At 42.7% G+C, this 14,761-nt stretch carries 14 protein-coding genes; 12 read left to right on the top strand and 2 right to left on the bottom strand.

The window, feature by feature from the left end:
- Positions 1-81: 81 nt before the first annotated feature.
- Both DBR32_RS15405 and DBR32_RS15400 read right to left on the bottom strand, forming a co-directional pair.
- Positions 82-921, bottom strand: coding sequence for a T9SS type A sorting domain-containing protein (locus DBR32_RS15405; protein ID WP_124637385.1), 840 nt, complete (start codon positions 919-921; stop codon positions 82-84).
- 424 nt (positions 922-1,345) lie between these two features.
- Complete coding sequence (locus DBR32_RS15400; RefSeq protein WP_124637383.1) at positions 1,346-1,570, bottom strand: hypothetical protein; 225 nt, start codon at positions 1,568-1,570, stop codon at positions 1,346-1,348.
- A 626-nt stretch (positions 1,571-2,196) separates the two neighbouring features.
- Between DBR32_RS15400 and DBR32_RS15395 the strand changes: the two genes are divergently transcribed.
- The 12 genes from DBR32_RS15395 to DBR32_RS15340 all read left to right on the top strand — a co-directional run bounded on the left by DBR32_RS15395 (position 2,197) and on the right by DBR32_RS15340 (position 14,681).
- Complete coding sequence (locus DBR32_RS15395) at positions 2,197-4,032, top strand: sensor histidine kinase (RefSeq protein ID WP_124637382.1); 1,836 nt, start codon at positions 2,197-2,199, stop codon at positions 4,030-4,032.
- A gap of 45 nt (positions 4,033-4,077) precedes the next feature.
- Positions 4,078-4,761 (top strand): response regulator transcription factor, encoded by a 684-nt coding sequence (locus DBR32_RS15390; RefSeq protein WP_124637380.1) that lies wholly within the window; start codon positions 4,078-4,080, stop codon positions 4,759-4,761.
- Between the two features lie 364 nt (positions 4,762-5,125).
- A complete protein-coding gene (locus DBR32_RS15385; protein WP_124637379.1) occupies positions 5,126-7,663 on the top strand; it encodes a T9SS type A sorting domain-containing protein in 2,538 nt (845 codons plus the stop codon).
- A 355-nt stretch (positions 7,664-8,018) separates the two neighbouring features.
- Complete coding sequence (locus DBR32_RS15380; RefSeq protein WP_124637378.1) at positions 8,019-8,207, top strand: hypothetical protein; 189 nt, start codon at positions 8,019-8,021, stop codon at positions 8,205-8,207.
- Between the two features lie 14 nt (positions 8,208-8,221).
- Positions 8,222-9,241 (top strand): HEXXH motif-containing putative peptide modification protein, encoded by a 1,020-nt coding sequence (locus DBR32_RS15375; protein WP_124637376.1) that lies wholly within the window; start codon positions 8,222-8,224, stop codon positions 9,239-9,241.
- Complete coding sequence (locus DBR32_RS15370) at positions 9,238-10,365, top strand: TOMM precursor leader peptide-binding protein (protein ID WP_124637374.1); 1,128 nt, start codon at positions 9,238-9,240, stop codon at positions 10,363-10,365. The genes DBR32_RS15375 and DBR32_RS15370 overlap by 4 nt, the downstream gene beginning before the upstream one ends.
- Positions 10,358-11,620, top strand: a complete 1,263-nt coding sequence (locus DBR32_RS15365) for a YcaO-like family protein (RefSeq protein ID WP_124637373.1) — start codon at positions 10,358-10,360, stop codon at positions 11,618-11,620. The genes DBR32_RS15370 and DBR32_RS15365 overlap by 8 nt, the downstream gene beginning before the upstream one ends.
- Positions 11,621-11,633: 13 nt before the next feature.
- Positions 11,634-12,428, top strand: coding sequence for a cupin-like domain-containing protein (locus DBR32_RS15360; protein WP_124637372.1), 795 nt, complete (start codon positions 11,634-11,636; stop codon positions 12,426-12,428).
- Positions 12,429-13,004: 576 nt separating this feature from the next.
- A complete protein-coding gene (locus tag DBR32_RS15355; RefSeq protein ID WP_148089219.1) occupies positions 13,005-13,499 on the top strand; it encodes a hypothetical protein in 495 nt (164 codons plus the stop codon).
- Positions 13,500-13,848: 349 nt separating this feature from the next.
- Complete coding sequence (locus DBR32_RS15350) at positions 13,849-14,019, top strand: lmo0937 family membrane protein (RefSeq protein WP_124637369.1); 171 nt, start codon at positions 13,849-13,851, stop codon at positions 14,017-14,019.
- A 70-nt stretch (positions 14,020-14,089) separates the two neighbouring features.
- On the top strand, positions 14,090-14,290 hold the full coding sequence (locus tag DBR32_RS15345) for a CsbD family protein (RefSeq protein WP_124637368.1): 201 nt from the start codon (positions 14,090-14,092) through the stop codon (positions 14,288-14,290).
- Between the two features lie 163 nt (positions 14,291-14,453).
- Positions 14,454-14,681, top strand: coding sequence for a hypothetical protein (locus DBR32_RS15340; protein WP_124637366.1), 228 nt, complete (start codon positions 14,454-14,456; stop codon positions 14,679-14,681).
- Positions 14,682-14,761 lie beyond the last annotated feature (80 nt).

The raw sequence follows: 14,761 nt of genomic DNA, 5'->3' as shown, positions 1-14,761 counted from the left end.
TGAATCAGGATCGCGAACAACACCAATCACCGGCAACTTTCGCGCAACTTTAATAGTACTGTCCGTACCAAAATTATCAAACTACTGCTTCACAATTTTCTCAATACCTCTATTCTTATTGTGGTCAATTAATTCTAAGAAATAAATTCCCGGTGATAAAAAGGAGATATCGATCTGGCGTGCGAAAGTTTGCGTATGTACTTTTTGTCCTACAACATCATAAATATGGACTGTTTCAAATTGTTGCTTACTTTGAATGGTCAGGGTATTCACAACAGGATTGGGTACGGCTTTAAAATCCTTACCGGCCTTGAATCGCTCAGTTATTCCAGTAGGGCCACTTCCGGATAGATGCATGTTGTCCAAAAAAATATTGATACAATTATTGGCTGTTTTATACCTAAAGGCAATATAACTCTTACCGGGGCTTGGCGGAATGGGGATATTCGTTGTTTTTGCCCAAATGTCTGTCTGAAAGTTAGGACCTCTGAAATCTTGCAGCAATATTTTAGAAGTCGCCAAAGATGGGTCAGGATTACCGGAGAGCAGGTAAATACCAATCGTATCACCAATAGCCGGTGGATGGACGCTCGAAATCCAAGTTCGGATAGAATCTATTCTACCCCCAGCGGTGAAGGAAAACTGCTTTTGGCAAACAGCCCAGTTATTTGCTTGTGTCGTACTCGAATTGCAAGTGTGCATCATGGAGAAAGCCGGGCTATAGGGGTTGTGTATTGTTATATACCAGGGAAAGTCATCCGCATCAACGGTACCGAATGAGTAGGTTGTCCAGCGCAAATTTGCGGAGTTGTCAAAATTCTCATAATAAGGTAATGGGGTTATTTGGCCGTACGTGTACTTGTTCATCAATAGTAAACTAAAGATTGAAAGCACGAGTATAAAGGGTTTCATCGTTTTCATAAATAATGTCTTTTTTATTGTTCTTGGAAAAGAATGTCGCAATCGGGATAATTCCCAGATTAGGAAGACGTATGTAACAACATATATCTTAGATGCCTAAACACATTTTATTATTTTAAATGCCTGTTATTAAGGCTGAAGGATATGATATATTATTGCAATAGAAGGCGACTCCCTTCGCGTAAATAATAAAAACACATCGCCCTAATTTCAGCAGTGCAGACTTAAATAATTCTGGTAAAATATACTAATCGGAAGCTTAATCGCTTCTGGTCTTGCAGATGAAAAAGTTTTCAAATGATCGATCGGGTATAATAGAAAAGGAGCGGGTAGATACCCGCTCCCGGCTTTGTTCAAGCACTAAAAATGAAAATCTTAATATAATTATATGTCTTATTGAAGCGCTAAAAAGCGTTCCAAATGATTATTCCTTCACAATCTTCTGTGTAATCATGGCACCTTCCGGAGTAATGGTTACCTCAAAGTTGTTCATTTCTGTAGTGGTAAATCCAGCATCGGAGCACAGATTAGCTGGCACATCGGCCCGGTACCAGGCCGCAACCGGCACACCTCCGGGATTTTGTGCAAACAAAGAGCCCCCAAGCAATAAATTAATTGTCAGTACCCTTAAAAGTAGATTTTGCTTCATAAAAAGGATTGAATGATTAATAAATGGTTAGTACAAGAAAAAACGATACGGTAACAGCTCAGGTAGGCATATTGAAAACTACAAGTCGTAACCAAGGAAAAGTTGTGATAAAAAACAAATGCTGCTCACTATTCCCTAAGCTGCGATTTGTCAAATTTAGTGTGAGTTAAACACGATATTTAAAACTGGAGTACAAGTCCAATACGATTACTGAACAAGATCAATTCAGGATTATCAAGTGCCAGGCGGCGCCCAGGGAAGATACACGCTCCAAAGTTTATTGCGCTAACCGGCAAAAGCCAAGCCAATAGCCGTAATCAAGCGGTCGATCATACTGCAGCTCATCTTTCCACGAGACTTAGACCATCTGTCTATTCTATTTTTTAGGTAAAAATTGCAGTATTTTCAATTATAATACCGTACTTGTTCAATTCTGCAATACAGAAGATTGTACTTATGCAATTAACTAATAATCAAAACATTATCTTTACCTCTGAAAACTACAAGAACAGAATATGTTTGGCTTTATACCAGTAATCGAACAAGCATCAGCAAAAAGAATGCTCTTATGCTTTATAAAAAAGATTCTTTATCCAAACATATACAGGACTTCTTTTAGGAAGCGCTTGTGGATCATAAGTATACTTCTTTTAGGAGCTTCTTTTTCCTCTTTTGGAAAATCTGCCAAAGACTCGGCCACACAGGTAGTGACAAATCTTTCGGTCTTATATAAAAAGGGAACACTAAAGGAGAAAGCGTATTTAGATTCCGTAAATAGTACCCTGCGCCTGATCTTGTCTGAGGATATCGATTATACTAATAAAGAGCTGTTACAATTGTTGTCCTTTTACCGGAATGTAGTCTGGTCCGGAAAGCAGAACGAAAAATATAAACAAGAGTACTATACGATATTGAGCAATCAGGCCAAAATGGCCAGCAGGTTTGGCGAGATGCTCTACTATGGGGAAAAATTAAGGGCGGCGGAAGAAAAAAGCGGAAGCGGTCCTTCTATAACCTCTTTGATGTTTATGGCCGACTATTATAATATTAAAAATGCATACGCGCATTCTTTGTCGCTATATAAGCAGAACAGACAGTTTGTACGGAATATTCCCATACAGCTCAGGCACGAGCCAACGGATATCAGAGAAGTTGTAAGGGCCATCAATCTGACGGGCTACCTTGGAGATGCCGCTTTTAATGAGCTCGACACATTTAGCGGCAACGAGATCAGGGGCGTCATAACGGAGATTCAGAACATCCTGGAGACAAAATATAAAGATAACCATGATGCGCCGGCGCGATTAAAATACATACAATTATTAAACCTGTATAAAAAAGGCACGGCCTTACATCTTCCGGATTTGGTCCGGGCTTCAATTGAAGGGCTGGATCAATTACGGGCAGATCACAATACCCCGGATTACCTGAAAAACCATATCGAGTTTGGCGTAACCGATAATAAGATAGGCTATTTTCTGGATCATGGCCCCAACGACAGCGCCCGGCGCTATCTTAAGATTATTGAGCAACTCTACAGTAATATGCGCGATCCTTATAATGCCTACATGATTAAGAAGTATGATGCACGCCTGCTGTATAATGAGGGCCGGTATAAGGAAAGTATCGATACCCTGCGCAGGGCTATCGAATTTATGGATGTAGCGATGACCGCTACCGTAGCGGAGTCGGGCGACATGATGTATACTATGGCTAAGGTAGAGGAGCAACAAATTTTAATGGCAGAAGCCGCGGCGCAACAGAAGAAGACCGACCAGCAATTACTGTTACTCATAGCCGGTTTTCTGCTTTTACTTTTTGGCGGTATGTTTATCTTTCATAACATCCGGAAAAAACAAAAAGCGAAATTTCTTGAATTCAAGCTTAACCTTGCCCGCAACCTGCATGATGAAGCAAACCCTGCTTTATTGTATGCGAAAGCGCTGGCCAAAACGAACCGGCTTGAAGAGACCAGCGCCACCGTTAAAAGTGAACTGGAAGAGCATATAGAACATACTATGGAGCTGATCAGAAGCCTGGCGCAAGACTTGAAATCCGAAAAGCAATTTTCTATTGCCGACCTTATTACTGCAGTGAAACAGCCTTTGCAGAAGATCGCTTCTGTCAGTGGATTTCAGTTCATCATTACCGAAGAAGTGAATGTAAAAAGGTTTCTGAGCCATTACCAGTTTAGCCAATTGAAGGCGATCTTGCAGGAATGTATCCTCAATACCATAAAGCATGCTTCTTTTGACCATATAAATATCCGTTTCAGTAATCACAAAGACATTTTAAGCATCCGATACAGCGATAACGGAAGAGGATGGATCACAACAGAAGCCGGCATAGGGATAGGCATGGAGAATATTACCCAACGCATGCACAAGCTCAATGCTGACCTGGACATCAACAACCACTATCCTGATGGTTACCATATTGACTTCCAGATGAAATTACATTAAGGATGTATCAGAACGCTATTATTTATTTAAGGACGATTTAAGCATATGCACAAGGAACAATATACGGTACAATACAACCGGGTACTGGTGATCGATGATCATAAAATGGTTGCCAACGGGATTAAACTGGTGGTCGGAAAAATGTTTACGCAATTCGACATGGCTCATGAAGGCGCTACCGGTATGAGTCTTGCATTACAGCACTTCCCGGATCTTGTTATTATAGACTATACCCTCCCGGATACCACAGGTGACCTGCTGGTGCGGGAATTAAAATTTAAATTACCAAACACACGGATTCTGGCCTACTCTTTTTCTTATGCTCCGGAGGCCATACTTCGTATGCTTCAGGCCGGAGTAAATGGTTATGTGATCAAAAAAGAAGATGACGAAGAATTTATACGCAGTGTGGCACTGATTATGGAAGGCAAGGAATATTTTTGCAGAGAAGCCCGCAACCATATCATCAATCGTTTTTCTGATGCCAATGATGATCTTGCCATGAAGCATCTTATTGCCAATACAAAGTTTTCCGGTAAAGAACTGGAGCTGATCCGGCTGCTCTGCCGCCAGCAGACTGCCAAGGAAATCGGTAAACACCTTTTCCTTTCGGAACGCACGGTGGAGCAATACCGGAATAACATTTCCAAAAAAATCGGGGCAAAGAACCTGGCCGGCATTATCAAATTTGCCTTAAAAAACGGGATCGTTCAGTTGGATGATTTATAAAAAACGGGATACCCGTTTACCACACACAAAACAAAGTTTACTATTTTCGCCGGTCCCAAAAGGACCGGTTTTTTTCTGCCTTTCAGGCTATAGAACGTAGTTCTAAAAAGCAGCATAGAACGGTATGGCTTAACCTTAATTTCCCAATCGAGTCTTCCACTTCAAGAACTACTACAATTCATTGAACTATTACTAGAGTTCGATAGGCGTTTGATAAACGTTTCTACTTTGCATACGATTTATACCGCATAAATCGCTCATATATCCATCTGTTCGGTACACAAGTATAACGATTTCACGTCCGCCTTCTGGCCCTTTTTAAACCTTATTTCAATAGCCTTATTTATCTCCAAATCCCAATATAATGAAGTCAATCTTTACAACCTTAATGCTCTTCGGAAGTATCCTGTTCTTTTCCGGTGGCCCCGGAATTAGCTACGCACAAGGCGTCAACTGTACCGTTAATGCCGGTGGCAATGCAATCGTTTGCGGCGCATCTACAACACTCACCGGTGGCTTATCCGGCACTGCCGGAGCGGGAGGGCCAAGCTGGACGTTCATTTCAGGACCTACTGTACCCACCATTGCCACTCCCAACAGTTTCAATACATCTGTCACCGGTATGACGGTAAACGGCGATTATATCTTTCGGCTCAGCCATCCCTGCGGTTCAGGATTGGCCAGCTCCACGGTAACCATTACGGCACATCCGAGGCCGGCCTCTTTTACTGCCGGGCCTGACATTACGACTATTTGTGCCACAACAGGTACCACCAACCTATCGGGTGTAATCCCTGCCGGTTATACGGGCAGCTGGAGAGCGGTAAATATTTTCAGCTTTAGCAGGTTTGGAACCTTTGTGTCGACGAACGCTCAATTCAGCAGTACAACATCGGCCATACCAACCTTCTATCTGATCAACAAATCGAATCATGAAATTGATCCTGCTTATTATGCGATCCTGAGGATTACTTCTCTGGATGGTATCTGTAGTTATGAAGATTCTACCATTGTTCGTTTCATACCTAATCCACAGATCGTAGCGCCCACCACGGTTTCCAAGTGTAGGACACAACCGCTAGTTCGTGATTATCTCGACCTGCAATCCACCTCTCCGGCATTTGCCTCCGGTCATACCGGATCTGCTGGTACAGTAGCCTCCGGCACCACCGTTTCGGCAACTGTAACCAGCCAGCCGGCAGGGGCGAATCTAACTTTTGATGAAATAGAAACGAGGAGGCTATACCTGAATGGGATGTCTGTAGACGGAACCTATGTATTTACCCTTACGGTAACAAATGCTTGTGGCACCTACACTACTGCACCTATTGCTTACACTTATTCCGGCACCTCGCCCTACCCGGTCATTTTCAATCTGAATACACATCCGGAGCAATACGCTGCCTATGCAAGCACTAACAGCGCAGGAGAGATACACTGTGCCAGTAAGGTGGGCACGACCACAGCAGAAACTTTTTATTTCGACATTGACCCCCTCGATCCGGCCTCTGTGGTCACGACAGTCACCGCGGCAGGGTTCTACCCTCCGGGAGGTGCGCCGACAATCAGCGTCAGTGGCGCCGGCACCTATAACCGAATAGCTACCGTAACCCCACCTTCCGGCGGATGGCAGGCAGGAACCTATAAGTTAAACGTACAGACCTCTAATGGCTCCTGCAGCAGGACGCAACCTTACTACATTCATGTCTCTGATAATAACCGGCCAAACGTTGCGGTTGCAGACCAAAGCATCTGCTATCCGGGCACAGGCACAATCTCGGCTACCATAGCGCTCCCCGCCATTTACCAGGGGGTGGTCAACAGCAGCTATTTTCAGGATTTCAGCGGAAGTTATGGTTTTACGGTACTATCAAGGCCAGCCGGTTCTGCGGTACCGATATATACTGCCCCCAACCTGCGTTCCCTGACCAGTAGCACTACTACGATCGACAACCTGAACCGGGCCGGAGACTATGTATTCCGGATAACGGCCGCCCCTACTCCCAGCGGTATCGGACCATTCCTGGACCAGGAATATAGCTGTTCCGGCACTGCTCTTAGCGCGACGTTTACCATACATGTAGAAAACCCGATCAATGCAAACGCGGGGTCTGACCAAGCCGGGGTATGTAGCCATTCTGTTTCGCTGCTCGGCAATAATCCGGGTACCGGTACCGGAGCCTGGACACTGATACAGGCACCGGCCGGAGCCAACCCTGTTATTGCATCGGCCACCAGCTTCTCTACCTCTGCGTATAGTCTCGATTCAGTTGGGCAATACCGCTTTGCATGGAAAATCACCAGTCCATTAGGCGGTTGTATCAGTTCAGATACCGTGTCTTTCCAGGTGACTTGCCCGCTACCTGTCAGCTTAATCAGCTTTAGCGCCGACAAACAAAATAACAAAGTGGATCTGCAATGGATTACGGCATCGGAGGAAAACAACTGGGGATTTGAAATAGAAAGAAGTGCCGACAGTAAAGACTGGACGCTTATCGGGGCGGTCAGAAGCTTATCTTCCACCGGCACTACTCATTTCCAAAGTCTATACAAGTATGCCGACCTGGAACCACTTGAAGGAGATAATTTCTACCGGATCAAACAAAAGGATTATGATGGAAAATTTACTTATAGCCCGGTACGACTGGTAACATTCAGCCAGGTTGGAGCATTATCTTTATTTCCAAATCATACGCGGGAATCGGTAACCATAAAAGGATTGAAAGGTGCAGCGTCCATATCGATCTATAACACCAAGGGGCAACTAGTCTATTCCGCAAAAGGTCATGAAGGAAGTATGCTCCTTAATCTAAAACAACTACCGGCAGGCATATACATCTGCACGGTGGCAGACACAAACGGATCGCAAATTGCTAAATTGACTATTGTAAAGGAACCATAATTATTTTTACAGAAAAGATCAATACCATAGTATTGATTCACCATCCATTTTATAAAAGGCGATATCTCTACGGGGTATCGCCTTTTGTAAAATATATCGGTATTATTCCGATCGTATGGAAACATTTCTCTCTCAATACGGAACATCCCCTCTTGTTCAAATAATAAAAAAACAGGTTTTTTTACCTGATTTTTTATTACAAAAAAAATTGAATATTGCTTATAATTCATAAATAAAAGAATTATTTGTACGGTACCCGTTTTGATGAACCAGGCAGATTCAGACAAAAAATAAACATCAACAAATATTAAGAACAAGTAATAAACATTTTTATTCATCATTAAACCAAACAAAAATGGCAGACGTACTCACATTACGCGGAGAAAATGGTAAGCTTTACCAAATCCCATCAGATCAAGCAGCACAATACGTTCTTAGCAACGAACAAGCTGACCAGGTATTCTCTAAAAACAATGTTAAGCAGGTGCAGGCAGACCAACTACCTGACTTCGGTGTTTTACTTCAAATGGAATACGCAGACTAATTTAAAAGAGATATATGCATCGTAATATACGCTCAACAACACTCCATGCTTGGCTACCTGCTCCCCTTCAATCGGAGCAGGAAAACCTTGCACTGCAGCAATGGATTTGCGATGCCGTTTCAAAACGGATCAGCAATATAGATATCGCATTTACCAGCAAGGTACATGCACTTTTAGAACGCACAAGAACAAGTAATTGCCACCCCGCTATCTTCCAGTGGTACAATGGTGTAAAAGCAGCAAATAACCAGGAGATTGATTGGCCCGTTTTCATAGAGAGATGGGAGCACGCGCTGGAAGCAGCAAGTGCAAGCCAATCAAGAGCAAAGGAGCTGCAAAGTCAATATGATGTGGTCATAGACATTGCTCCTGCTCAGGATGCCATGATGCCCACCATTAAAAAAGCTATCTTAATGGCCAAAAAAGCCAATGGTACGGATTGTGAAATCGAGGTCTTGACAGATCTGGAAGAAGATTTGCAGTTTATTATCAGAGAAGGCATTAAAATTATACAAAATTTCTGGCCGGAAATGCTCGCGGAAATAAAGGTAACCCTAAAGCAACTCTTTATTTTCAAAAGCGAAAAAGTGATCGGATTTGTCGATTTCGGATCTCATGGCTCTATTTGGCTACGGGAAAGTGCGATTCGGACGCCATTACAATTTGCGGAAGAATTGATTCATGAATGCAGCCATATGCGCCTGAACGCCATGCATGCCTTAAACCCACTTTTCAGCAACCCGGACTCGGAATTATTTACGTCTCCCCTTCGCCCCGATCGTCGTCCAATGTTTGGTGTATTCCACCAAATGTTTGTATTACTAAGGCTCAAGAAATTCTTTACGAATGTACATACCCTTCCCCGGAATGGATATGATCTTTCTTTAAAGAATAATATTACAATCGACTCAAAACTGGATAAGATTCAACAAAACTTGACCGTCGGATTTGACGTGGTACAAAATCATGCTCAGCTAACCACCTCCGGTCATATATTCATGGAAGAACTTACCGCCAACAACATAGTAGCATGATTGCCGCGACGGACAGGGTTAATCTAGGCAAACTGAGCATCGATCCGTCTTTTCATCCCTTTCCCGTGACGGATTCAGAAATATGGTTGTTCAAAACGGGCAATAAAGGTTATCTGCTGAAGGACTTCGGAACCTTGTTATTACCAGCTGTAAGATACCTCACAAAAGGAACCAGTGTACATGCCTTAATGGCGGTACCCGAAGCGCAGCACCCAAACTGGAAAGAAATAGTCCTAAAACTCATTAATACCTTGGAAGAACTTGGCCTGTTGAAGGTTGAGGAAGACAATCGTGCGGACATGAGCGATTGGATGTACAGCCGTTTTGAAAAGCAATTGGCTTATTTCGATAAACATGCACCCGCAGAGCGTTCTAAATATCAGCTGTTGCAAGACATCAGGCAAGCTCATGTACTGATGCTTGGACTCGGTAGTCTGGGCACATCCGTTATCCCGCATCTTACTGCCGCCGGTATTGGAAAAATCACCGGAGTTGATATGGATGTTGTAGAGACACACAATCTTGCCCGGGCTACAATGTTTACCACATCAGATATAGGCAAGACAAAAACGGAGGTTGCTGCCGCATTTATCAGTAAGCATAAAGAGGTGACCCAATTTGACGGTATCCCGTTATTAATCGATAATGAAGATACGCTTAGAACACTGTTTACTTCTATCGCTGCTGTTGATTTAGTCATACTCACTGCTGATACGCCTACCTGGCAGATTTCGGTTTGGGTATCGCAGGTGTGTAATGAATTGCAAATCCCAATGATCCGCGGTAATCGACGCGGTATAGGCCCGCTCACTATCCCCAATGAGACGGCTTGTCCGGCCTGTGACTGGCCGCGGGTTCTGGATCAATTCCCCAACGCGGCACAAATGATTGCATTGAAAGAAAAGATGGGTCGGCCGTATTCAGGATCCTTAAGTCCTATCTTACAGGTTAGCGGCGCTTTGCTCGCTCAAGAAAGTATTCATTTCCTGGCAGGCATGGAGAGCAATGTGCAGAACGCTGTACTGACTATTGATTTTTCTTCTGTACCCTCGATTGTAAAGAAACCTTTCCTAAGGGATACCCGTTGCCGTGTTTGTGGCACTAAAGCAGCACAACATGACTGACAAGCAAAATATACCAGACCCTAAAGGTTGTTTCTTTTCCGGAGAAATGGTGGATGTTCGACCCCTATTCGATGGCATGAATGAAATTTTGCTGGGCAGAACGGCGGCGGCGGCAAATCATTTTCCCGCCAATGCGAACTCAGGCAAAAGACAAATGATTACAGGTGCTGCCTGTGGTCAAAATGAATCAGCCGTACGCCTCAGAGCGATGGGTGAATTGATCGAAAGAGTCAGCGCCTTTCAGGCAGGCTTAAATCCAATGAACCTGGTCTGTACAAGCTTTTCAGCCTTGCAACAAGACGGGGTACCCGCAATTGCGCCCTCAAGGCTGCAACAATTCCATCCAAGCCAGCAAATTCCCCCGGCTTTTCAGAATGCAGATATAAATCTGCTTTCCTGGTGTACCGGAACCGATTTAGTAAACCAAAAGAATATCTATGTACCCGCGCTCGCCGCATATTTATGCTGGACACCGTCTGAGCATGAAAGTATATTCATGAGGCCAGGAGCCACCGGCCTGGCTGCCGGCCAAAGCCAGGAAGACGCTATGATGAGGGCATTCCTGGAAGTTATTGAGCGAAGCGCCTGCATTCGATCATGGCGGGACCCGAATACGGAAATACATAAGATTTCTCTTTCAGAACAGGATACACCCTATTGGGCACTGCTTAAAGAAATGAATTTTATGGCCGATCTATTCGCGATCAAAACAGATGGGCTGCCGGATACGATGCTCGCCCTGGTGAGCAAAAAAGATGGCACTGAATTAACCATCGGTTCCGCATGTGGCCTTTCTGATACCAGATCGCTGGAAAAAGCAGTTGAAGAGGCCCTGATGTTGCAATATACCGTACGGCTGATGAGGGCCAATAAATCAGCTCTTATAGCACAACCCCGTAGTTCTTTGGAGCACGTCATACGCGGGTATCAAAACGGCCCGCTTATCAGGGACTGGTATCTAAAGCATGCACGGCAAGCCTCTGGTATTGTCTCAACCGCAACACCAAAAACCTTACACGAACTTGTCTGCGCAGCAAACGAGTGTTTTCAAAGTGAGGTTATTGCCATAAATGTAACGGACGAAGTAACCCGTAATATGGGCTGGCACGTATACCGCATCATTATACCCAATGCACCCGCTAAAGAATCTGATTCCTTTTTCCCCCAACTCGCCCCATTTCTGAATGGCGTCAATGACCATGCAGAAAGTGTAAAAGAAACAAACCTGAATATGACCCCACATCCTTTTGGATAAAATACGCAAAGACATGAAAAAGATTAAGCTTCGCAAATTTAAAGGTATGACCACCGATGCCTTTGAACATTATCGCGCCACTATCGATCAGCCGGCAATATTCGAGAACATATTAACCGATTGGCCGGCAATACAGAAATGGAATCTTAAGTATTTGGAGGAACAGTGGGGCAATACAATGGTTACGGCATGTCATCACAAGGGTGGAGAACATCGGTTTGACCGTTCAAAGCCAGTCAATATGTATCTTACTCAATTAATTGAAAACCTTTCTCAGGATGGCGCATTGCAGAAAGACTATTTTTTAAGTCAGGGATTATTTGTCAACGATCTTGAAAAAGCCGCTAACGATATTGCCACACCCGGTTTTTTCCCGAAAGAGACCTTACAGGCAACGGCATTATGGTTGGCAGCAGAAGGCACGGTGACCCATCTGCACTGGGATAGTCTACCGGTCTTACTGGGCCTTGTTAAAGGGCGAAAATCCGTAACCTTATATGATCCGGCTTTTCATGACAGCCTGTATCCGATACCGGATACAGAACCCAAACCTAATTGGAGCCAGGTCGATTTTCTGCGACCCGATCATTTACAAAATCCCGATTTTTTCGAGGTTCCTTCTCTGGAAGTAGAACTGAAAGCCGGAGAGCTCCTTTATATTCCGCAATATTGGTGGCATCATGTAACGAACCTAGACCTTTCAATTGCCGTACAATTTATGCTACAAGGCCGGCCAAATCCAGCACCATGGACTCAATTTTATGTAAACCGGCAAGCCATTAGAGCAAGACAAATCGCCACAAGGTAATAAAAGGGATTGTCGCGATCTGTTACAGATAGATAACCTTAATCCAATTACAGGAACCCATAAAGAATTAGATACTATTACTGCTAAAAATGCCGGAATAGGTCAACCATTTTTATCTGCTATTGAAGCTGCCATAAGCTGTAAGGTACGTTTGCAAAATTGCTGCAGCATTCCTTCCTCGGGAACTCCTTTTTATAGCACAATGGAATTTTACACTTATTAGCCGTTGAAATGCGATGGCAAGTGCTATATTTCCGATCACCCTCCCAGACCGTTCCACGTTTCTCCGGAGCACATCTTCTACCTGATTTCCGATAATGTAGCACCCGTTCATAAGCATCTATAAACAGACTTGCTACCGCTGTCCGGGCTAATTATGTCCAGATATTTACAATTATTAATTTAATAATGTCTTGAAGTATTATATATTTGCATTTAATTCACATTAATGTAAATTATAAGGAAAATATAGATCGTAATATTTCCACTGACTAAGTTTATCGGGAATATATATGAGAGATAGCGACCAAACCCTACGAAAAAAACAATACCCACTTAATGTTAAAAGCAGTACCAATGGAACATTATTTTGATCAGGAGATAAGGATCAAAAAAGAAAACAAGGCTCCTATAGAAGCACAAAACCATTATGATATTGTCAGAAGGTTGAAAAACTTATGGTTGTATTTTGAAAGTACGGTACTGAAACACGATCAGACCGGAAAGAGCTATAATAAACAACTTAGCCTATATGTCGCGGGCATCCCGGAAGGGGCAATTGAAATAAATACTATTTATGATTATTTAAGAATACAATTGATACCCCGTCGACATAACACTATATTATTTGAACGCTTAGCATTTGAACGAACAACCAGAAACGTTATCTCGAGAGCATTGAGCAGCAGTGTCAGTACACAAAAAGAAAAAATAAAGATCATTATCCTTATCGCAAAGCAAATAAACCAAGTATTGATCCAGGACCCCTTAAACCCAAATATAGTGAACGAATACCACGAGGTCTTTTCATTTATCAATCAGTTTTTGGCAAAGCTACTCTCTGACTTTTAAAACCGGCATTCTTTACAGGAGCAGATCTGCCTGGTAGCGGGGCAATCCCTATGCCATATACGGAAAATCTACACTTCCCCCATACGATACCTGTTATCAATGTATCCCTGCGCCAGGTAAGGTAAATCATGAAATCACTGCGCTTATACCTGCAGGTATTTAAGCAATTTCAGATGCAACTTTACTGCCATAATTCCTGAGCAAAAACACGCTTTATTCAGAGCCGGAAAGCCCTGTGATATGGCCGCATTTTACACTGTTTCCGTTCTTAAAAGCGCGTTAAATTGCGCACTTTAACTTTTCATAAGTAGCTATAGTGCTTAACTTTAGGATAACCAAAACGAATTTTATGAGAAGTATTCTGTGGTTAGTAGCCGTAATCTGTATTATCATTTGGGTATTAGGAATGGTCGGTATTGGTGGCGGAATGGGACTAGGTAACCTTATACATATCCTGCTTGCAATAGCCATTATTGTGATTCTTTACAATATTATTTCAGGAAGAAAACCAGTAGATTAACGGGCATGCTTATTTCTTCTATGTACCGTTTTTATCAATAAATATTTCATAACCATTAAAATTGTTACATATGAGCACACTACAAGATAAACTAAAAGGTAACTGGAATGTTATCAAAGGCAACCTCAAACAACAATGGGCTGATCTGACAGATGATGACCTGCTTTATGAAGAAGGAAAGGAAGATGAACTAATAGGTAAGCTTCAAAAGAAAACAGGAGAAACGAAAGATAAAATAAACGATTTTATTGATCGCATGAAGTTTGATTAATTGGTTGCTACAAGTGTTTTATCATACAAACACTACCGGCTTCTTTTAAAAAGTTAAAAGTAGTTTTAAAACATCGGTCCTTTTTAGGACATATTTATGGCATCGTTTTGTCGAATAACAAAAGGCAAACATTTCTTTTACAAAAAAATAAAGGAGGCAAATTATGAAAAGAATAGCATCAGTAAGCGCAGCATTGGCTATTTTCGGAACCACTTTCGCTTTTACAACAGCTTGTAATAAACCGAAAGACTGGAATTGTGAGTGTACCGTAAATGGCAACAAAAGTACCTCAGTCATCAAAGACAAAACATATAAAGAGGCAAAAGCAGAATGTAATAAATCCGGAAGCCTGTTGGGTGTGGATTATAACTGTAGCATTTCTGTATTTTAGTTCGCTATTAAAATAAAGTAAACAAAGAGAGACTGTCTTTAATGATGGTCTCTCTTTGTTTATTCCCTATACGAAAATGG

This window comes from Taibaiella sp. KBW10, assembly GCF_003852495.1.
Lineage (GTDB): Bacteria > Bacteroidota > Bacteroidia > Chitinophagales > Chitinophagaceae > Edaphocola.
The sequence above is the reverse complement of the archived record's forward strand: the minus strand, read 5'-3'. Positions and strand labels throughout refer to the sequence as shown.